The organism is Chryseobacterium gregarium DSM 19109, assembly GCF_000430845.1.
Classification (GTDB): Bacteria; Bacteroidota; Bacteroidia; order Flavobacteriales; family Weeksellaceae; genus Chryseobacterium; species Chryseobacterium gregarium.
This window is the reverse complement of record NZ_AUMU01000003.1, coordinates 58,553-78,771: the sequence shown is the minus strand read 5'-3', so window position 1 is coordinate 78,771 and position 20,219 is coordinate 58,553. Positions and strand designations below refer to the sequence as shown.

General features: G+C 40.8%; 20 protein-coding genes and 1 pseudogene. 19 read left to right on the top strand and 2 right to left on the bottom strand.

What is annotated here, in order from left to right; all coding sequences use genetic code 11:
- Positions 1 to 242: 242 nt before the first annotated feature.
- The 19 genes and pseudogenes from H561_RS0105390 (at position 243) to H561_RS0105300 (ending at position 18,925) form a co-directional block, all read left to right on the top strand.
- Positions 243 to 761, top strand: a complete 519-nt coding sequence (locus H561_RS0105390; protein WP_027386078.1) for an RNA polymerase sigma factor — start codon at positions 243 to 245, stop codon at positions 759 to 761.
- A gap of 11 nt (positions 762 to 772) precedes the next feature.
- Entirely contained in the window at positions 773 to 1,879 is a 1,107-nt protein-coding gene (locus H561_RS0105385; protein ID WP_027386077.1) for a TonB-dependent receptor plug domain-containing protein, read from the top strand.
- Positions 1,880 to 2,154: 275 nt separating this feature from the next.
- Entirely contained in the window at positions 2,155 to 4,209 is a 2,055-nt protein-coding gene (locus H561_RS0105375) for a vWA domain-containing protein (protein WP_027386076.1), read from the top strand.
- Positions 4,210 to 4,346: 137 nt separating this feature from the next.
- A complete protein-coding gene (locus tag H561_RS0105370) occupies positions 4,347 to 4,850 on the top strand; it encodes a GbsR/MarR family transcriptional regulator (RefSeq protein WP_027386075.1) in 504 nt (167 codons plus the stop codon).
- A gap of 67 nt (positions 4,851 to 4,917) precedes the next feature.
- Positions 4,918 to 5,262 (top strand): hypothetical protein, encoded by a 345-nt coding sequence (locus H561_RS0105365; protein ID WP_027386074.1) that lies wholly within the window; start codon positions 4,918 to 4,920, stop codon positions 5,260 to 5,262.
- Positions 5,263 to 5,269: 7 nt separating this feature from the next.
- On the top strand, positions 5,270 to 5,674 hold the full coding sequence (locus H561_RS0105360) for a hypothetical protein (RefSeq protein WP_027386073.1): 405 nt from the start codon (positions 5,270 to 5,272) through the stop codon (positions 5,672 to 5,674).
- Between the two features lie 77 nt (positions 5,675 to 5,751).
- Positions 5,752 to 6,186: a hypothetical protein gene (locus H561_RS0105355; RefSeq protein WP_027386072.1), complete on the top strand. Its 435-nt coding sequence runs from the start codon at positions 5,752 to 5,754 to the stop codon at positions 6,184 to 6,186.
- 32 nt (positions 6,187 to 6,218) lie between these two features.
- Positions 6,219 to 6,704, top strand: coding sequence for an SRPBCC family protein (locus tag H561_RS22100; RefSeq protein WP_034761455.1), 486 nt, complete (start codon positions 6,219 to 6,221; stop codon positions 6,702 to 6,704).
- Positions 6,705 to 6,749: 45 nt separating this feature from the next.
- Complete coding sequence (locus H561_RS0105345; protein WP_027386071.1) at positions 6,750 to 7,454, top strand: YqjF family protein; 705 nt, start codon at positions 6,750 to 6,752, stop codon at positions 7,452 to 7,454.
- 79 nt (positions 7,455 to 7,533) lie between these two features.
- Entirely contained in the window at positions 7,534 to 8,427 is an 894-nt protein-coding gene (locus tag H561_RS0105340; protein WP_027386070.1) for a TIGR01777 family oxidoreductase, read from the top strand.
- Between the two features lie 122 nt (positions 8,428 to 8,549).
- A complete protein-coding gene (locus H561_RS0105335; RefSeq protein WP_027386069.1) occupies positions 8,550 to 9,995 on the top strand; it encodes an alpha-L-fucosidase in 1,446 nt (481 codons plus the stop codon).
- Positions 9,992 to 12,649: a glycoside hydrolase family 3 N-terminal domain-containing protein gene (locus H561_RS0105330; RefSeq protein ID WP_027386068.1), complete on the top strand. Its 2,658-nt coding sequence runs from the start codon at positions 9,992 to 9,994 to the stop codon at positions 12,647 to 12,649. Before H561_RS0105335 ends, H561_RS0105330 begins: the two co-directional genes overlap by 4 nt.
- Positions 12,650 to 12,761: 112 nt before the next feature.
- Positions 12,762 to 14,075, top strand: coding sequence for a PQQ-dependent sugar dehydrogenase (locus tag H561_RS0105325; RefSeq protein ID WP_027386067.1), 1,314 nt, complete (start codon positions 12,762 to 12,764; stop codon positions 14,073 to 14,075).
- An 88-nt stretch (positions 14,076 to 14,163) separates the two neighbouring features.
- Positions 14,164 to 15,552, top strand: a complete 1,389-nt coding sequence (gene lpdA, locus H561_RS0105320) for a dihydrolipoyl dehydrogenase (RefSeq protein ID WP_034761452.1) — start codon at positions 14,164 to 14,166, stop codon at positions 15,550 to 15,552.
- A gap of 34 nt (positions 15,553 to 15,586) precedes the next feature.
- On the top strand, positions 15,587 to 16,201 hold the full coding sequence (locus tag H561_RS0105315; protein WP_027386065.1) for a PH domain-containing protein: 615 nt from the start codon (positions 15,587 to 15,589) through the stop codon (positions 16,199 to 16,201).
- Positions 16,202 to 16,600: 399 nt separating this feature from the next.
- Positions 16,601 to 16,858 carry a hypothetical protein gene (locus H561_RS0105310; RefSeq protein ID WP_027386064.1) on the top strand — a complete coding sequence of 86 codons (258 nt, stop codon included), beginning with the start codon at positions 16,601 to 16,603 and terminating at the stop codon, positions 16,856 to 16,858.
- 240 nt (positions 16,859 to 17,098) lie between these two features.
- A pseudogene (locus tag H561_RS24265) lies at positions 17,099 to 17,275 on the top strand (helix-turn-helix domain-containing protein); the annotation flags it as partial.
- A 138-nt stretch (positions 17,276 to 17,413) separates the two neighbouring features.
- On the top strand, positions 17,414 to 18,019 hold the full coding sequence (locus H561_RS0105305; protein WP_027386063.1) for a DUF2306 domain-containing protein: 606 nt from the start codon (positions 17,414 to 17,416) through the stop codon (positions 18,017 to 18,019).
- A 96-nt stretch (positions 18,020 to 18,115) separates the two neighbouring features.
- Positions 18,116 to 18,925 carry a patatin-like phospholipase family protein gene (locus tag H561_RS0105300; RefSeq protein WP_027386062.1) on the top strand — a complete coding sequence of 270 codons (810 nt, stop codon included), beginning with the start codon at positions 18,116 to 18,118 and terminating at the stop codon, positions 18,923 to 18,925.
- A 70-nt stretch (positions 18,926 to 18,995) separates the two neighbouring features.
- On the opposite strand, the gene H561_RS22095 is transcribed toward H561_RS0105300, so the two are convergent.
- Together H561_RS22095 and H561_RS0105290 are read right to left on the bottom strand one after the other, a co-directional pair.
- Entirely contained in the window at positions 18,996 to 19,433 is a 438-nt protein-coding gene (locus H561_RS22095; protein WP_027386061.1) for a hypothetical protein, read from the bottom strand.
- A gap of 50 nt (positions 19,434 to 19,483) precedes the next feature.
- Positions 19,484 to 20,203, bottom strand: a complete 720-nt coding sequence (locus tag H561_RS0105290; RefSeq protein ID WP_027386060.1) for an ABC transporter ATP-binding protein — start codon at positions 20,201 to 20,203, stop codon at positions 19,484 to 19,486.
- Positions 20,204 to 20,219: the final 16 nt, after the last annotated feature.

Here is a 20,219-nt window from a genome sequence, read left to right as displayed (position 1 = left end):
GTTCACCATAAAGATTTGTTACAGGGAAGAAAGTTAAATCTGAAGCTCCTGTTTTTCTGAAAGCGGACAGGCGTAAATAACAGATAGGCCAGAATGATGTTATTAAAACCAACAGAATAGCTTTTAGAATAACGGAAGATTTGTTTCTTTGCGGCATCTTTAATTGTTAAGTATTGAAAAAAATCAAACAGATTCCAACCTATTTGAAATTTTATGCATCTATACAAATATAAAGCCTGATTATGGAACGAGAGCTCTTATTGGAATGCCAGCGGAACAACCGCAACGCGCAGCGGAAAGTTTACGAAAAGATGGGGGGAAAACTGTATTCGGTCTGTAAAAGGTACCTGAAAAACGATGAGGATATCGAGGAAGCCCTGGCAGATACTTTTTATAAAATTTTTACAAAGATCAGCCAGCTTCAGAATCCCGATATTTTTGAAGCGTGGGCCAGAAAAATTGCGGTGAATGAATGCCTGCAGAAATTAAGAGCCACAAAACAGCTGCATATCTCCCTGGAAGAAAATGAGGTCATTTCTTCTGATTCGGCTGCCGATACCGTTTCTTTTGAAAAAGATATTTTAAGCCTGCTCAGGTTTCTTCCGGAAGGCTGCCGGGCCATCTTCAATCTTTTTGCCATCGAAGGCTATCCGCATAAGGAAATTGCCACGATGCTGTCCATCAGTGAAGGGACCTCAAAATCCCAGCTGAATGTGGCAAGAAAAAAACTTCAGGAACTTTTGGTTCACCATAACATCTAACTTTTAAGACAATGGAAAATAATCACGATATCGATAAAACGTTCAGCGAGGCTTCTAAAAATTCAGAAGAGCCGGCGACTTTTCCTGGGTTTGACAAAGTCTGGGATACGATTGAAGAAAAACTGGATAAAAAGCAGGATAGGAAAAAAATATTTCCGGGGTGGATTCCCTACGGTATTGCGGCTTCGTTAATCATAGGGTCTGGCATTTTTTACTTTACTGATAAAAATGAAGACATAGACACTATACAGCCGGTGATCGCCGGGAATATAATAGATTCCCAAAAGAACACCATTGCCTCTGTCCCTGAACATATCCAAAAACTGGACAGTATGGTAAAAAGCAACATACACAGGAAAACTTTAATGGAGCCTTCGGGGAAAATCGCTTATGAAAATGTCCCGAAACTTTATGCCCCTCATTTATCTTCTCCCGTATATGAATTAACTACTCCTGCTTCTCATACAGAAGCTGCACCGGTTGCTGAAGAAAAACCGATGGATACCGCAGCAAGGCAAAACCTTGAAGAAGTGATTGCCATGGGAATTAAAAAAGAAAAAGCTTCTATGGTAAACGCCGTGGCTTCATCCGCTAAAAAAAAGGTATCTGATTTTAAGGCTGTTGCAGATACTGCAGAAGTAATATACCCGAATTCTACATTTAATCTGAATGACAAAGACAAGGAACCGGAAATTTTAGCATATAATAAAGGATATATGAACAGGAACAAAGCCGTGGCGCAAGGTTCCGGTTTGGGAAACAAAATAGGCGGTAAAATGGATCTTAATACCATCGCAGGTGCCGCTCCCGGTCTTAGGGTCAATCCGGTTTCCGGGGCGCAGGGCTCAGGAAATATGAGTATTTCCATACGGGGAAATGCGAATTCCGGGATTTATCCTATGGTTATCATTAACGGAGTGCCTTCCGATATCGAAGTGCTCAAAAAGCTGGATCCGAAAAAAATTCAGTCAGTCCGGAGTTTTAACGGCGAAAAGGCTGTCCCGGTTTTCGGAGCCCGTGCCGCCAACGGAATTATAGTGGTGGAAACCAAAGATATTTCAAGAAAAGAAAAAAGAAAGCTAAAAGAGCTTCTTGACGATCATATGCTTAAAAATTAACTGCCGCCTTATAAACCTAATACCCATTCACCATACCTTCCCGGAAAAGCAGTTTCTGCGGAGACTGCTTTTCTTTTGACCTTAGCGATATCTATCTCTATTACATGCCCGAAGCAAAATACTGGAACGAGGGAATTAAAGCTGAAATTGAACCCTGAAATATAAATGTTCATGAAAAATCAAAAAGTACTGAAACCTTTTATAATTTCTGCATCCTTACTATAAGCAGTTGCAACTGCAGCAATTGATTGTATAAGGTCATTAAAATAATATAGATGAAAAAAATAGGGATAACACTACTGGCTTTGGCTTCACTGGCAGGCTGTAAAATCAAAACAGTTTCAGATTCATCCAAAGAATCAAAAACATTTAGTATTGAAAAAGACCGGGACCGGGACGGGGTGAAGAACAGCTGCGATAAATGTCCGGAAACTGCCGGTCCTGCTGAAAATAAAGGCTGTCCGTGGCCGGATATGGACAGCGACGGAACTCCAGACAAGGACGATTTATGCAAAGAAGTGGCCGGGCCCGTTGAAAACAGCGGATGTCCGTGGCCCGATACAGACAAAGACGGCATTATTGATAAAGAGGATGCCTGCCCAACAGTAGCCGGTCCTGCCGAAAATAACGGCTGCCCGTGGCCGGATACGGATGGCGACGGTATCCTGGATAAGGACGATGCATGCCCAACCGTTCCCGGACTTCCGGAATACAACGGCTGCCCGAAACCGAAAACTGTAACGGCATTGGAAGTTCAGTCTTCACTGGAAAGTGTGGTTGTAACCGGTTCACAAAGAAAACAGCAGCGCTTATCATCAAAACCCGTAAAGCAGGCTAAAGCAGCTACTGATAACAAAGCTTACAGCAAAAAAATAACAACGGTAAAAGGTAAAAAAGGAGTCAGGCCACTCAGCAGTACCGACGAAGAATACAATGCCCTGGTAGAAAACCCTTTTGAATCGGCAAAAAACCAGCCGCTGTCTACCTTTTCCATCGATGTGGACAATGCTTCCTATTCCAATATCAGAAGAATGATCAGTTACGGGAATGTCGTGGATAAAGATGCCGTGCGGGTAGAGGAAATGATGAATTACTTCACATACGATTACCCGCAGCCGGAAAAAAGGCAGCCTTTTTCCATCAATACAGAATACAGCGATGCACCCTGGAATCCCGGGCACCGGCTTTTGAAAATCGGGCTTCAGGGGAAAAATATCGCCATGGATAACCTGCCCCAGTCCAATATCATTTTCCTGATTGATGTCTCGGGGTCTATGGATGCAAGCAATAAACTTCCGCTGCTGAAGGCTTCCCTGAAGGTACTGCTGAACCAGTTGAGGCCGCAGGACAAAGTGGGAATTGTGGTGTATGCCGGAAATGCCGGAATGGTGCTGGCCCCGACTTCCGCGGCAGAAAAAGAAACCATTACCAATGCCCTGGACCATCTGCAGGCAGGCGGAAGTACCGCAGGCGGGGCCGGAATTGAACTGGCTTACAAACTGGCTCAGGAGCATTTCATCAAAGGCGGCAATAACCGCGTGGTTCTGGCTACAGACGGGGATTTTAATGTCGGGGTTTCTTCTGAAAAAGATCTGGAGACATTAATTGAAGAAAAAAGAAAAACCGGGATTTTCCTTACCTGTCTCGGTTACGGAATGGGCAATTATAAAGATAACCGCCTGGAAACCCTTGCAGATAAAGGAAACGGCAATTATGCTTATATCGATAACCTGCAGGAAGCCAATAAGTTTCTGGGGAGGGAATTTGCGGGAAGCATGTACGCTATTGCAAAAGACGTAAAAATCCAGATTGAATTTAATCCGAAACTGGTGAAGTCTTACCGCTTAATCGGATATGAAAACAGGAAACTGAGGAATGAAGATTTCACAAATGATAAGATTGATGCCGGAGAATTGGGAAGCGGGCATACCGTAACGGCCCTGTATGAAGTTATTTCAACAGGTGTAAATTCGGCATTCGCTCCAAAAGAAACCCCGTTAAAATATACTTCGGCATCAGGCTCACGGAATTTCGGGGATGAGCTGGCCACCATAAAATTCAGGTATAAAAAGCCTGACGGCAATACCAGTTCGGAGATGGTAAAAGTGGTAAAAAATACGGCGGAACAGCTGGCAGAGGCCAGTCCGGATTATAAATTTGCAGCTTCAGTGGCTTGGTTCGGATTGGTTTTGAGGCAGTCGAAATTAATTAAAGAAAAAGATCTTCAGAAAATCGAAGGTCTCGCAAAAGAGGGTAAAAACACAGATGAAGAAGGCTACCGTTCTGAGTTTATAAGGCTTGTTGAAAGCTATAAATCAATTCAGAAGTAGTCTGATGACAGGTACTGGAAACAGTGCCTGTTTTTATTTTTAAAAAAAAGAGCATATAAATTAAATTAGTTTTCAAATATTATTGAAAGTTCAAAAATTATAATTATATTTGTATAAGAAATTAAAGTCAAAACAAAATGAAACTTTCAGAAGCCAAAGAAAAATACATTCAGACCTGGGGAACCTTTGCTACCAGCTGGGGCATCAACCGTACGATGGCGCAGGTACATGCTTTGCTTCTGGCAACCGGAAAACCCTTATCTACCGATGAGGTCATGGACTTACTGGAAATTTCCCGCGGAAATGCCAATATGAACCTCAGGGCCCTGATGGACTGGGGAATTGTAAAGAAAGAATTCGTAAAAGGGGACCGCAAAGAATATTTTACCGCGGAAAAAGATGTCTGGTTTCTGTTTAAGCAGATCACGAAGGAGCGCAGGAAAAGAGAAATAGAACCGGTAGTCGCATTTTTGGAGGAGCTGAAAAATATTGAAGATCATGATTCTGAAGAAGCAAAGGAGTTTATAAAACTGATGAATGACTTCAGCAATGTCACCAGTAAAATCAATAATATTATGGATCTCGCCATTAAGAGTGATGATCACTGGCTGGTCGGTAAAATTACCAACCTGTTAAAGTAAAAGGATTCAGGTCCTTTTTTATTTCAGACAATCTTTCAAAAATTATTGAAAATATAATAATTACAAGATGTTAAATATTATTTCATATATTATATTTCTGGCGGTCTGTTTCTACATCACAGCCGATGTCGGAAGAAGGTGCTACAATGCAGGAAAACCTTATCTGGAATATCTTATTCATGATTCTGACGTATGCCGTACCATCAATAAAATTCTGCTGGGATGCTATTATTTGGTTAACCTCGGATATATTGCGGTGAGTCTGACCTCCTGGGACCGGGTAAGCAGCATACAGGAAATGATAACTGTAACGGCAGTCCGGATAGGGAATATCATTCTGATTCTTTCCGCTTTACATTACCTGAATATTTTTGCCCTTTACTTTTTAAGAAAAAATTTAACCGTAAAATAAACTTATTATGACAGCAACTATTTTAACCACAGCAACGTACAATTTTTCTGCGTACATGATTTACTTACCCGTTGTGATCTGCCTTACCATCCTGGTTTCTCAATTTCTGTTTAAAAATTCAAAAACATTTATGAGGGATATTTTTCATCAGAAAGAAGACATTGCCATGGCTACAAATTCATTGTTTAAGATCGGTTTTTACCTTTTGAATATTGGTTTTGCCCTCTGTATTATCGAACTGTACAGGATTACGACAATGGAAAGCCTGGTCGTCAGCTTAAGTGAAAAAATCGGGAAATTTTCAATCTATCTGGGCGTGATGATGCTTCTTAACCTGTTGCTTTTCTTAAAAGGACGCAAACACGCTGTAAACAAAGACAAACACATCAGAAATGAAAACACTGCTCTTTAAAATCTGGATGTATTTTACTTTTAAAATGCAGAACAAAAGAACCCGCGGGGATTTTTTAAACCTTTAAACAGATAGCCATGAAAACTGTTTTTAAATATGATTCACAGGTTCAGCAGACGCTTATTTTACTTTTGGCCGCCGCATTCTTTATAAGCATCATATCAGGAAAGGATGTATTCTTTATACTGTTTGCCATTATGTTTTTTCTGTTGGCTGCAGTACAGTATACAGTCAATGTGATGAAATTTTTCAGTAGAGACTACATCAAAACAGATTCGAGAAAGGCATATATGTTTATCTCAACCTATGTCGTAGTCACTTTTTTATCCGGAATAGGTTCATCTGCCCTGAATATACCCGGTCTGGAAAATATTCTGGGGATAATGGTTATCTCCTGGCTTGTTGTTTCACCTGTCCTGATGATTCAGTCCCTTCTGATCAGTTACTTTGACGCAAAAAATAGGGAAATGGCAGACCCGGGTATTAAAACCTATTCTGATCATACTCTTTAACAATCAGATTATTATTTTAAACAATTTCTAATATGCCGAGGATTTATTTAGAAACGCTCATCAAAGCCAATATCGAAACGGTTTTCAACTGCGCAAGAGATATTGATCTGCATCAGGAATCTATGGCAAAAACTCATGAAAAAGCGATTGCCGGAAGAACCTCAGGACTGATTGAACTTAATGATACCGTAACCTGGAGAGCCAGGCATCTGGGCATTTACCAAAACCTGAAAACGAAAATAACAAGCATGGATAAACCATATCATTTTACAGATATCATGCTTGAAGGAGCTTTTAAATCCATGGAGCATCAGCATATTTTTAGAATAGACAGGAACAAAACAATGATGACCGATATTTTTGAATTTGAATCCCCGGGCGGAATGATCGGAAAACTCTTTAATCTGCTTTTTTTAAAAAATTATATGAAAAATCTCTTATTAGAACGTAATAAAATTATTAAGGAATCAGCAGAGCATAAATCAACAATAAACATCATCCGTAAAAGAATAAAATGAAAGTCATTCTATCCTGATTCAAAAAATAAATAAAACAAAGACAATATGAACTTCCTGAAAGCAGAATGGCGCAAACTGGCCATTATTAACTACGAAATTAATCCTGAAATCCTGTTGAAATACCTTCCTGAAGGCACGGAACCTGATTTTTACAACGGGAGGTGCTATGTAAGCCTGGTGGGATTCATGTTTTTAAACACCAGATTGTTAGGCCTGCCAATTCCTTTTCACCGGAATTTTGAAGAAATCAATTTAAGGTTTTACGTAAAAAAACAAGAAGGCAGCCAATGGAAAAGGGGAGTGGTTTTCATTAAGGAAATCGTTCCGAAACCGGCTTTGAGTTTCATTGCCAATTCAGTATACAAAGAACATTACAAAACAATGCCGATGAAGAATACAATCCTTGAAAAAGATAAAGAACTGCTGATACAATATTCATGGAAAGACAAAAGCTGGCATTCTATTAACATCACAGCGGATAATCAGCCTTTACCTATGGAGCCCGATTCTGAATTTGAATTTATCACGGAACACTATTACGGTTTTACCAAGAAAGAAAATAAAACTTCAGAATATGAAGTCTGTCACCCGCAATGGGACTGGTATTCAGTTAAAAACCACCAGCTGGACATTAATTTTAAAAAGCTCTACGGAAAAGATTTTGGAATGCTGAATGAGCAGGAACCTGTTTCGGTGATGCTCGCCGAAGGTTCTGAAATTAGGGTTAAAAACAAAAAATACATATCATAATGATTATTTAATAAACTGATAATGAGATTATTAAACCTTTTCATGCAAATAAAAACACACTTCATAAAAACTTAAATAAATGAAAATCATCATTGCTGCCGGCACCGGATTTCTCGGCAAAAACTTAGAAAAATATTTTACGGGAAAAGGAGATGAAGTCTATATCTTAACCCGGAATCCTAAACGTAAAAATGAAATATATTGGGATGCCAAAACGTTGGGAGAATGGAAAGGATCACTTGAAAATGCTGATGTTTTAATCAATTTCACTGGAAAGTCAGTAGACTGCCGGTACACCGAGAAGAACAAAAAGGAAATATATTCTTCAAGAATAGACAGTACAAAAGTACTTCAGCAGGCTGTGCATCAGTGTGTCAATACACCCGCAATATGGCTGAATGCAAGTTCTGCAACCACCTATATCAATTCCGAAACCCGTTTGAATACAGAAGAAAACGGAATTATCGGTGATGATTTTTCCATGAATATCTGCAAAAGCTGGGAGAAAGAATTTTTCAGGGTCAACAGTGGAAATATAAGAAAAGCAGCTTTGCGTACCTCCATTGTTTTAGGGAATAACGGCGGCGCTTTTCCAAAACTGAAAATGATCACGAAGCTGGGACTGGGAGGCAAGCAGGGGCGGGGAACCCAAAAGGTAAGCTGGATTCATATCGATGATTTCTGCAGAGCGGTTGAATTCATTATCGATAACAAAACTATTTCAGGCGAAATCAATGTAACGGCACCTGAACCTTTATCCAATGAACATTTCATGACTGTATTAAGAAAAGAAATGAAAATCCCTTTCGGGTTAGATGCTCCCGTCTGGCAATTGGAAATCGCATCCGTATTCTTAAGAACAGAAACCGAACTGCTGTTAAAAAGCAGAAATGTATATCCTGAAAAGTTAATTCGGAACGGTTTTGAATTTAGGTTTCCGAATGCTGAATGTGCATTTCGGGATTTGGTTTAAATAGACATAGGCACACTCAAAAACTTAATTATATAAAATTAAAAAAGAAGCTTTCACACATCCCAGATTAAAGTTTTGCCGTTTCATCAAATGATGATTAAATTAGCGCAAACTAAACATTGATGTCAATCCAGCAAAAAACTAAAACCGCATTCCTCTCATCCTTATTCCTGTCCTCTGCTTTATTTTCACAGGCGCACAAGGTTTCCGAAGGTTACCAAAAACCGGATGATCCGCTGGTGGTACAGAATCTTGAAGAATGGCAGGATCTGAAATTCGGGCTGTTCATGCATTGGGGAACCTACAGCCAGTGGGGGGTTGTGGAAAGCTGGAGCTTATGCCCGGAAGATGAATCGTGGACCCAAAGAAAAGCTGAGCACGGAGCATCATATGATGAATATGTGAAGAATTACGAAAATCTTCAGACTACTTTCAATCCGGTACAGTTCAATCCTCAAAAATGGGCAGATGCAGCCAGAAAAGCAGGGATTAAGTATGTGGTGTTCACGACCAAGCATCACGACGGTTTCGCGATGTTTGATACCCGGCAATCTGATTACAAAATCACGTCTCCAAAAACACCTTTTTCCAAAAATCCCAAGGCGGATGTAACCAAAGAAATCTTCAGTGCCTTCAGAAAAGAAGGATTTAAGATAGGTGCCTATTTTTCAAAACCCGACTGGCATTCCGATGATTACTGGTGGCCGTACTTCCCGCCGAAAGACCGGAACGTCAATTACGATCCGAAAAAGTATCCTGAACGATGGGAGAATTTCAAAAAGTTTACCTTTAACCAGCTTAACGAAATCACCTCCAACTATGGCAAAATCGATATCCTGTGGTTGGACGGAGGCTGGGTCCGGCCGTTTTATACCATCGACCCGAAAGTGGAATGGCAGAGAACAATCAAGGTGGAGCAGGATATTGACATGGATAAAATCGGGGCAATGGCCCGCAAAAACCAGCCCGGAATCATCGTGGTAGACCGTACCGTTCCCGGAAAATGGGAAAATTACGTCACGCCCGAACAGGCTGTTCCGGAACAGACCCTTTCCATCCCGTGGGAAAGCTGTATCACGATGGGTGATTCCTTTTCGTATGTTCCAAATGATAATTACAAAACGTCTCAGAAAATCATAGAAACCTTAATCAAAATCATTTCAAAAGGCGGGAATTACCTGATGAATATTGCACCCGGACCGAACGGTGATTATGACCCGGTGGTGTATGAGCGGTTAAAAGAAATATCCGGCTGGATGGAGACGAACCGGTCGGCGGTTTTTGCCACAAGAAGCGTATCACCGTATCAGGAAGGGGATTTTTATTATACCCAAAGCAAAGACAGAAAAACAGTGAATGTTTTTCATCTGGATGATAAAGCAGATTACCAGACTCCCGCAACGTTAAGATTTACTATTCCTGAGAATTTTAAACCCCGGGCTGTAAAAGTTTTAGGAATTCCGGGTAAGATTCAATGGAAGAAATCCGGAAACTCAGTTGAAATAAAGATCCCTGAAGAAAGATCCCAGTTAAAATATTCAACCGTAATCCAGCTGACACAATCATGAAATTAAACTCCATATTCATCGGAATTTCATTGTTGGGTTCTGTTCTGACTTCCGCCCAGAGACCTTTGTATAAAGATCCGAAACAGCCTGTAGAAGTTAGGGTTCAGGATTTACTTCAACGAATGACACCGGAAGAGAAGTTCTGGCAGTGTTTTATGATCCCCGGGGATCTGGATAACGTACCGAAAGGCCAATATGCCCACGGGATTTTCGGATTGCAGGTGAGTGCCGGAAATCAGGGCGGCGGGGCAGCGGGGCAGATTCTAACCTATAATGCCAATGAAGATGCGGAAAGGCTGGCCAAGAAAATCAATGCGATCCAGAAATATTTCGTGGAAGAATCCAGGCTGGGCATCCCGATTATCCCTTTTGATGAAGCACTGCACGGGCTGATGCGGGAAGGCGCCACCGCCTTTCCGCAGGCGATGGGTTTATCGGCAACCTTCAATCCTGAATTGATGAAAGAAATTTCGGGTGCGATTGCCAAGGAATCCAGACTGAGAGGCATACGGCAGATTCTGACGCCGGTTGTCAATCTTGTAAGCGATGTCCGTTGGGGAAGAACGGAGGAGACGTATGGCGAAGATCCTTTTCTGACTTCGGTCATGGCAGTAAATTTTGTCAGCTCTTTTGAAAACCAGGGCATCATTACCACCCCAAAGCACTTTTTGGCCAACGTCGGGGAAGGCGGAAGGGATTCTTATCCCATTCACTGGAGCCAAAGGTATCTGGAGGAAACCCATTTAATCCCTTTTAAAAAAGCGTTTAAAGAAGGAAAGAGCAGATCGGTGATGACCTCATACAATCTGCTGGACGGGAGGCCTTCAACGGCCAATCACTGGCTGCTGACCGAAAAGCTGAAGAAAGAATGGGATTTCAAAGGATTTGTGATCAGTGATGCGAGTGCAGTAGGCGGTGCCAATGTACTGCATTTTACGGCGAAGGATTATGATGATGCTTCTGCCCAGGCGATCAATGCGGGACTGGACGTGATTTTCCAGACCGAATATCAGCATTACCAATTGTTTATGCCTCCGTTTCTGGACGGCAGGATTTCAAAAGAACGGATTGATGATGCCGTTTCAAGGGTTTTAAGGGCGAAATTTGAATTGGGATTATTTGAAAATCCTTACGTTTCCGAAGCAGCTATTGCAGCATTGAAGAAAATCAACCACAAGCCGCTTGCTGAAAAAGCGGCTGTTGAATCCTTTGTTCTGCTTCAAAATAACAACCGGACCCTACCGGTTTCTGATAAAATGAAAAAGATCCTGGTGATCGGAACAGACGCTGCCGATGCGAGACTGGGTGGTTATTCCGGGCCAGGAAATAAAAAAGTGAGCATCCTGGACGGGATTAAAAATTTTGTAAAGGATAAAAACACTGAAGTCACCTATTCAAAAGGAACCGACTGGGATTTGAAAAAGTTTGCTACTGTTCCCTCAGAATTTCTGTCATCGAAAAATCAGAAAGGATTAAAAGGACATTATTTTTCCAATTCTGATTTAAAAGGAAATCCGGCATTTGAAAAGCAGGACGGACAGATTAATTTCAAATGGACTCTATATTCTCCGGATCCTGAAAAACTGAAGCCGGACCATTACAGTATCCGATGGACAGGACAACTGGAAGCCCCGGATTCAGGGAAATACCAGCTTGGATTGCGCGGAAACGACGGTTTCAGGCTGTATGTTGATGGAAACCTGATGATTGACAACTGGGAAAAGCTGAGCTATTCAACCAAAACGGCTGATATGGATTTTGTGAAAGGCCGGAAATACGATCTTACCATTGAGTTCCGTGAAAACAGGGGCGAAGCCAATATAGAACTGATCTGGAATTACGGACTGTATGATTACCGGAAAGATTTTACCCAGGCTTTAGACCGGGCCGAAAAGGCAGATTATATCATCGTGGCCGCCGGAATCCATGAAGGGGAATTCCAGGACCGCTCTTCGCTGAGCCTTCCGGGAAATCAGGAGGAATTTATTAATGAAGTTTCCAAATTAAATAAACCGGTGACAATTGTTCTGGTTGGCGGCTCTGCCATAAAAACTACCAATTGGAAAGATAAAGTCGGAGCCATTTTAGACGTGTGGTATCCAGGCGAAGAAGGTGGGAATGCTGTGGCCAAAGTGCTGTTCGGAGAAGAAAACCCATCCGGGAAACTGCCGGTTACATTTCCGCTTGAGGAAGGGCAGCTGCCATTGACCTACAATCATCATCCGACGGGAAGAGGAAATGATTATTATGACCTGAGCGGTGAACCGCTGTATCCGTTCGGTTTCGGATTAAGCTATACGACGTTTGAAATTTCAGATTTACAGCTGGATAAAACGGATTATGCTGAAAATGAAACGGTCATTGCAAAAATCAATGTAAAAAATACAGGCTCAAAAGCGGGAAGCGAAGTGGTGCAGCTCTATGTCAGAGACCTTCTGGCTTCCGTGTCGAGACCGGTGATCGAGTTGAAAGGTTTTCATAAAGTATATTTAAAACCCGGGGAATCAAAACAGGTGACCATTAAGGTTCCGGTGAAGGAACTGCAGTTTCTTGATTCAGAAATGAACTGGGTGACAGAAAAAGGAACCTATCGGATAATGGTGGGGAATTCATCTAAAAATCTGCTGTTGAAGCAGAATATTGAAGTTAAATAAGGCTCTGGATAAAATTCAGGCAACCAGATAATGCTAACCGTTTCCTTTTTAGGGAACGGTTTTTGCAATTTTTGAAGCAAAATGTTGATAACATAACCACATCATTCAATCTATGAAAAAATATATCCTATCGGCAGCCACACTGCTTTTCTTCAGCTGTAAAGAAAATAAAAATCAAACGGTCCCGGGAACAGATGAAGTCGTTACCAGAACAGACACCCTGAAATTACCTGCTCCTGATGAGAAAAATGCTAAAAATAAGTTCAGCAATGTGATTGGATGGCCTGCCGGAAAAACACCAACCGCTCTTGAAGGTTTTACTGTGACCCGCTTTGCGGAAAATATTAAAAGTCCGCGAAACATGATCCAGGCATCAAACGGTGATATTTTTGTTGTGCTTTCAAATTCCGAGCGTACAAAAGCGGAAAAAATCAAAAACGACATCAGCGGAAAAAGTGATGCTGAAGTCGGCGGGAAATCGGCCAACCGGATTATTCTTTACAGGGATGCCAACAAAGACGGGATAGCGGAATCCTCTTCTGTTTTCCTGGACAATCTGAACCAGCCGTACGGAATGCTGATCATCAAAGATAAATTTTATGTGGCCAATACAGACGGGCTCTGGGCTTACCCATATCAGGAAGGCGAAACGAAAATTACAAAACCCGGAAAAAAAATAGTCAGTCTTCCCGCCGGAGGTTATAACAACCATTGGACGAGAAACCTGATTGCCAATAAAGACCAGTCGAAAATCTATATTTCCGTAGGCTCCGGAAGCAATGTCGGTGAAAACGGAATGGAATACGAAGTTAGAAGAGCCAATATTCTTGAAGTCAACCCCGACGGAAGCGGAGAAAAAATCTACGCGGCAGGACTCAGAAACCCGGTCGGCATGAGCTGGAACCCATCTACAGGCGAACTCTGGACGGTAGTCAATGAAAGGGATGAACTCGGAGACGAATTGGTTCCCGATTATCTTACGAGTGTTAGACAAAATGCATTTTACGGCTGGCCGTATGCGTATTTCGGAAAGAACGAAGACCCGAGGAGAAAAGGGGAGAGACCGGATCTGGTCGCCAAAACAATTGTCCCGGATGTTCCGTTGGGAAGTCATACTGCATCTCTAGGTTTGTCATTTTACACGGGAAATCAGTTTCCTGAAAAGTATAAAAACGGAGCGTTTATCGGGCAGCACGGTTCATGGAACCGCTCTTCGCTGGTGGGGTATCAGGTAGCGTTTGTACCTTTTAAAAACGGTAAAGCTTCCGGCAGTTTTGAACCGTTCCTTACAGGCTTTATCGCAGACAAAGAAAAAGGAGACGTCTATGGCCGCCCGGTCGGTGTCCTGCAGATCGCAGACGGATCAATACTTGTTGCCGATGATGTCAGCGGAGTGGTCTGGAGGGTTTCTTACCGTAAAAAATAATTAAAAATCAAAAGAGCAGCTTTTACAGGCTGCTTTTTCATTTCTCATCCCATATTTTTTCCTTAAATTCGCATAAAATTTTATACTAATGAACTACGATATTATTGTCATCGGGAGTGGTCCTGGCGGATATGTTACAGCGATCAGAGCAGCACAGTTAGGTTTCAAAACTGCCATTATCGAGAAAGAAAACTTAGGAGGAATCTGCCTGAACTGGGGATGTATTCCGACCAAGGCTTTGTTGAAGTCTGCTCAGGTATTTCATTACATCAACCATGCTGAAGATTACGGGCTGAATAAAGTGGAAGCCGGATTCGAGTTTCCGAACGTGATCCAGAGAAGCCGTGGGGTTGCCAATAAAATGAGCAAAGGAATTGAATTCCTGATGAAGAAGAACAAAATTGATGTGATCATGGGAACGGCCAAAATTCAGAAAGGGAAAAAAGTTTCTGTAACGGATAAAGAAGGCAAAGTAACCGAGTATTCAGGTACGAATATCATTATCGCTACAGGAGCGCGTTCAAGAGAATTGCCGAACCTGCCACAGGACGGTAAAAAAGTAATCGGATACAGACAGGCACTGTCTTTACCCGAGCAGCCGAAATCTATGATCGTAGTAGGGTCAGGAGCGATCGGGGTAGAGTTTGCCGATTTCTATAATACCATGGGAACCAAAGTAACGGTAGTTGAATTTATGCCGAACATCGTTCCTGTAGAAGACGAAGAAATTTCCAAGCACCTGGAGAAATCCCTGAAGAAGACGGGCATCGAAATCATGACCAATGCTTCTGTTGAAAGTGTTGATACCAGCGGGGAAGGCGTGAAAGCCACCGTAAAAACAGCCAAAGGAAACATCACGCTTGAAGCGGATATTTTGTTGTCTGCAGTAGGAATCGCGGCCAACATCGAAAACATCGGTCTTGAAGAAGTAGGCATCCAGACGGATAAAGGAAGAGTACTGGTAAACGAATGGTATGAAACTTCAGTACCAGGTTACTATGCGATCGGCGATTTGATCCCGACTCAGGCGCTGGCACACGTTGCTTCTGCTGAAGGGATTACCTGCGTGGAGAAAATCAAAGGAATGCACGTTGAGAAAATTGATTATGGCAATATCCCGGGATGTACGTACTGTCACCCTGAAGTAGCTTCTGTAGGGCTTACTGAAAAGCAGGCTAAAGAAAAAGGATATGAAATCAAAGTAGGGAAGTTCCCTCTATCTGCCAGCGGAAAAGCAACAGCTAATGGAAATACAGACGGTTTTATCAAAGTTATTTTTGATGCCAAATACGGGGAATGGTTAGGCTGCCATATGATCGGAGAAGGTGTTACGGATATGGTGGCAGAAGCGGTAGTTGCCAGAAAACTGGAAACTACAGGCCATGAGATCATTAAATCGATCCACCCTCACCCAACGGTTTCTGAAGCTATTATGGAAGCGGCTGCAGCGGCTTACGGTGAAGTGATTCATATTTAATAATACCCTGACTAACTGATAATTCAATATAGCTATGTTTAAGAAATTAGCAGCGGAAGCATTAGGTTTAGGGGATATCGGTAAGATTATCCCGTCCCAGGATTATGATAAAGTAGACTCGGATGATTATATTTTATCGGAAGACAATGAGAAAATATTCTTTTTGATTAAATCCAAAAGGGATGAATACTGTTTTACCAACAGGGCTTTGATCCATATCGACGGCGCAAGTGCTTTAGACAGGAAAAGGGTTTTGAAACGGTATGAATATTACCAGTTTCCTTTTTCAAATGTTGCTTTACAGACTGCAGGAACTATTGACCTTGATGTTGAAATTTCATTCAATATCGGAAATGTCCCTTTGATGATCAGCGTGGCAAAAGGCCAGATCGATCAGCTGAAAGATCTGTATAAAGCACTTTTAGCGATTCAGCAGGTGGTGCACCATAATCAGTCTTTGCTGACTTTCTCCAATGACAGTTTGGTAAAAGCAGTGGCTACGGTAGCATCCGGTAAGCAGGAAAATGTTTCTAAAAGCCAGGAACTGAAGGCCATCAACGAATATATTTTCGCATGGAATACCAACAGCTTCGACAGATATACTCAAAAGGATTTTTCTAAAGTCTTTGAAAAGTATATTAATAACTAGGAATTTAGCTTCTAATTAAATATTATATTTAAAGCTCAGATTTATCTGGGCTTTTTTAAATTGTTACTCATGAAAAAACTAATTTTTTTACTATTTTTCTTTTGTTTTAATTTCATGTTTTCTCAGGAAATAAAGGGATTTTTTCCGGCTGAATATGTGTTGAAGAATTCAAATGATACAATAAAAGCCTAAGTGAGAAATGTAGGCAGATTTACGAACAAAAAATATTACTTTGCAACAGTTTTATTCAAAATGAAAATGTAAGATGAAAGTGGAAATGAAACCTGGGTAGAACCGGCTGATGTTGAATACATTAAAATAACAGATGAGAATAATATAAAACATGAATATTTTTCTTCTTCAAAACGACTGCCGCAAGAGAAAGGATTAATCGAAATTATGTATGAAGGGAAAAATATAAGCTGGTATAAAGATTATTATAATCCAACGCTTCGTATGCAACTTGAAATTAAAGGATATCTTGTTGATAAAGAAAAAAATATTTTATACTCAGGCTTTTTTAATGACATGAAAGGAAAATTGGGAAAAATAATCAGTACCTATCCTGATTTAAAAGAAAAGATGAAATGGGTAAAAACAGATCAGGAATATATTGAAATTTTAAGGTTATATGATTCCAGACTCGATAGGAAGTAATTTATAAGCCCTAGTTATATCTTTGTTTTTAGAATTTCATTACATTCAAAGGCTAAGAAAAAAGAAATTTCTATCCGGCTTTTACTTGATAATTTCGACAAAGCAGAAAAAGCATAGTTTAAAGATCCGGAACTGACTCTTGATTATACGGCGGAACTGCTGGAAGTCCATCCTAATATTCTGTCTCAGACGATTAATACCATTAAAAATAAAAATTTTTTATGATTATATCAACAGGCAAGGATTGAGGAATTCAAGAGAATTGCTGTCCTGCCTGAAAATGAAAAATTCACGATTCTTTCTCTGGCCTATGAAAGCGGATTCAATTCTAAAACTTCTTTTAACCGAAATTTCAAAAAGTATATGGATATCTCTCCCAGGGAATTTTTGAAGAGCCGGAATTCAGATCCGAAATAATCAGGTATAATTATATATACATGTTAAAGTGCCAGGTACCGGATAGGAAGTACCGATAAAATGGGTTCCATCTTTCATTTTGGAACATTCGTGTCCATTGTATTTCCCATATTTGCTGAAACTTAATAAGTGATTACCATGAGAAAATTTTTATTTGTCATTATTTGTATTTTTGCCTTACTGATCGGTACATATCCGCTGATTTATGTTTTCTTGGACCATAAGCATACCTTTCTGAGTACCAAGATTCCGGAAGTTGCCCATAATACCATCTGGAGAGGTGCATTTCTTTCTCATATTATTCTGGGAGGAGTGGCATTATTTATAGGATGGAGACAGTTTGGAAGCAGGTTTAGAGAAAAAAATCCTGCCACACACAGAGTAATAGGGAAGATATATGTGTTCTCCGTAATCATCAGCTCAATAGCCGGTATGTATTTGGGGATTTATGCCAATGGAGGATTAATTTCATCACTGGGATTCATCTGTTTGGGTGGTGTGTGGCTGTATAGCACGGTCAGTGGTATTTTATATATCAGAAAAGGGAATATCCAAAAACATCAATGCCTTATGATCTACAGTTATGCCTGTACATTTGCAGCGGTCACGCTCAGATTATGGTTTCCGTTGCTGAAATCCATAACAGGAAATCCCGAAGGGTCTTATCTTATAGTAGCCTGGCTTTGCTGGATTCCTAACCTTTTTGTGGCTTACTTGATCAGTAAATATAAAGTCCCGGTTTAAGGGAATCAGGTCCTGTATTTATTAAAATAATTTTAAAATCAATACATTTGGAAAAATAATCCTGCTTTTTTCTTTCTGTTTTCTTAATTTTATTTCATGAATTCAGAAAAAACCGGGCTTGTTTTATCCGGAGGCGGTACCAAGGGCATTGCGCATGCAGGCGTTTTAAAATTTCTAAGGGAAAAGAATATCGAAGTGGATATCCTTTCCTGCTGCAGTGCAGGTTCAATCGTTGGCTGTCTCCATGCTGCCGGGAAAACCCCTGAAGAAATCCTGGAATTCTTCAATTCTATTTATTTTTTCAACTGGAAACATTTTGCGTTCAATCAGCCGGGGTTGGTTTCATCCCTTATTTTCAGAAATTACCTTAATCCTGTTTTCGGAGATATGAAATTGGGAGACCTGGATAAAGAAGTAAGGATTGTTGCTACGGAGCTGGTGAACGGAACCGAAAAAGTATTTGACCGGGATTTCAAAGTCGTAGATGCCATTATTGCCTCATGCTCTATTCCCGGAATTACCACGCCTTACATCATCAACGGTGAGATGTATTGCGACGGAGGGGTGCTCAATAACTTTCCTGCCGACATCATCAGAGAAGATTGTGATAAGATGATTGGTGTATTCGTATCTCCACCCCATAATATTAAAATTGATGACCTGAAGTCCATTAAAGCCATTGTATCGCGTTCCTACGACCTGCTTTCATACCGGGTCGAGAAAATTAAGTTTAGCTATTGCGACTGGTTTATTTCATCCCAGGATTTATCAAGCTACGGAACTTTCGAAAGAAGGAAAGACCGTTTGGAAAAAATCTATAATATCGGATACCAGGCTGCCAAGGAAAGCTTTAATGAAAGCTGTTTTCAGGTAACACAGAAATCTGCATCACAAAAGACGGTCTGAATTTATTTAATAACTTTTATCTATATTTAAATAGCTTTAAAAAACTCCCACTTAAAAGTGAGAGTTCGGATTAATATTTTACCACATTTCCATCCTGATTGACAATGGTTTTCCCATTTTGATCATTTACGTAAAGTGTATACGGTGCTTTATTTGCAGAATCCGTGAGATAATTCCTCTGGATCTGGTAGGTATAGCCATTGTTGTTAAATTCAAAATAATAATTTCCTCCGGTACCGTCCGGAATCATTTCTCCGTCACTGATGATCATGCTCGGTTTTGAAGTGATTTTTCCGTTAGCTGCCCAGGATTGGTAAAGATACTTTCCGTTAGGCTGCTGGTCGATTTTTATCCTAAACTTTTTCGTTTTGATAATGACAGATTTAGGAACCTGCTGGTAAAGTCCGGTTCCGGTCTCCGGCGTAAGATAAGATGAAGGGTTGTCATGGGCATAGGCCACAGAAAATTGGACGATACAAAACGCTCCGAATAAAATCTTTTTAATCATGTTGTTAATTGCTTGTTGTTGATGATTGATTCTCATCAAATTTAAAGCCACTAATAACCGGGTTCCGTAATTTCAGTTTGGGTGTAGTGGGCAAAAGCTTCTTCCAGGCTTCCGAATTTACCTTTAAACTCATCAACCGCGCAGTCCTGAAGAATATTTCCTTTATGGATCAGGATGACCCGTGAGCAAAGCGCTTCCACTTCCTGCATAATGTGGGTAGACAAAAGTACTGTTTTCTGCTGCCCGATCTCTTTCACTACATTGCGTATTTCAATGATCTGGTTAGGATCCAGCCCGTTGGTAGGTTCATCCAGGATCAGCAGGTCTGGCTGGTGGATAATGGCCTGGGCAAGCCCGACCCTTTGTTTGTATCCTTTGGACAGCTGTCCGATTTTTTTTGATTTCTCCGGCGTAATGCCTACCAGTCCGATCACTTCATCCACTCTGGCCGGGGAAATTTTATGGATATTGGCCACAAACTGGAGGTATTCCTTAACATACATTTCCAGATACAGCGGATTATTTTCAGGAAGGAAACCGATCTTTTTCTTTGTTTCGATTTCATGTTCCGTGATGTTTTTACCGTTGAAAACTATTTCGCCTTCATCAATTTTCAGGGCACCGACAATAGACTTCATCAGGGTAGATTTTCCCGCGCCGTTAGGTCCCAGAAGACCGATGATTTCATTTTTCTCAATAGAAATATTAATGTTGTTAAGGGCGGTTTGTTCACCAAATCTTTTGGTTAATTGATGTATTTGAAGAGACATAACAGATAATGAGCTT

Coding starts and splice junctions, on each gene's coding strand:
- H561_RS0105390 (WP_027386078.1), top strand. CDS start 243: ATGGAACGAGAGCTCTTATTGGAATGCCAGCGGAACAACCGCAACGCG.
- H561_RS0105385 (WP_027386077.1), top strand. CDS start 773: ATGGAAAATAATCACGATATCGATAAAACGTTCAGCGAGGCTTCTAAA.
- H561_RS0105375 (WP_027386076.1), top strand. CDS start 2,155: ATGAAAAAAATAGGGATAACACTACTGGCTTTGGCTTCACTGGCAGGC.
- H561_RS0105370 (WP_027386075.1), top strand. CDS start 4,347: ATGAAACTTTCAGAAGCCAAAGAAAAATACATTCAGACCTGGGGAACC.
- H561_RS0105365 (WP_027386074.1), top strand. CDS start 4,918: ATGTTAAATATTATTTCATATATTATATTTCTGGCGGTCTGTTTCTAC.
- H561_RS0105360 (WP_027386073.1), top strand. CDS start 5,270: ATGACAGCAACTATTTTAACCACAGCAACGTACAATTTTTCTGCGTAC.
- H561_RS0105355 (WP_027386072.1), top strand. CDS start 5,752: ATGAAAACTGTTTTTAAATATGATTCACAGGTTCAGCAGACGCTTATT.
- H561_RS22100 (WP_034761455.1), top strand. CDS start 6,219: ATGCCGAGGATTTATTTAGAAACGCTCATCAAAGCCAATATCGAAACG.
- H561_RS0105345 (WP_027386071.1), top strand. CDS start 6,750: ATGAACTTCCTGAAAGCAGAATGGCGCAAACTGGCCATTATTAACTAC.
- H561_RS0105340 (WP_027386070.1), top strand. CDS start 7,534: ATGAAAATCATCATTGCTGCCGGCACCGGATTTCTCGGCAAAAACTTA.
- H561_RS0105335 (WP_027386069.1), top strand. CDS start 8,550: ATGTCAATCCAGCAAAAAACTAAAACCGCATTCCTCTCATCCTTATTC.
- H561_RS0105330 (WP_027386068.1), top strand. CDS start 9,992: ATGAAATTAAACTCCATATTCATCGGAATTTCATTGTTGGGTTCTGTT.
- H561_RS0105325 (WP_027386067.1), top strand. CDS start 12,762: ATGAAAAAATATATCCTATCGGCAGCCACACTGCTTTTCTTCAGCTGT.
- lpdA (WP_034761452.1), top strand. CDS start 14,164: ATGAACTACGATATTATTGTCATCGGGAGTGGTCCTGGCGGATATGTT.
- H561_RS0105315 (WP_027386065.1), top strand. CDS start 15,587: ATGTTTAAGAAATTAGCAGCGGAAGCATTAGGTTTAGGGGATATCGGT.
- H561_RS0105310 (WP_027386064.1), top strand. CDS start 16,601: ATGTATGAAGGGAAAAATATAAGCTGGTATAAAGATTATTATAATCCA.
- H561_RS0105305 (WP_027386063.1), top strand. CDS start 17,414: ATGAGAAAATTTTTATTTGTCATTATTTGTATTTTTGCCTTACTGATC.
- H561_RS0105300 (WP_027386062.1), top strand. CDS start 18,116: ATGAATTCAGAAAAAACCGGGCTTGTTTTATCCGGAGGCGGTACCAAG.
- H561_RS22095 (WP_027386061.1), bottom strand. CDS start 19,433: ATGATTAAAAAGATTTTATTCGGAGCGTTTTGTATCGTCCAATTTTCT.
- H561_RS0105290 (WP_027386060.1), bottom strand. CDS start 20,203: ATGTCTCTTCAAATACATCAATTAACCAAAAGATTTGGTGAACAAACC.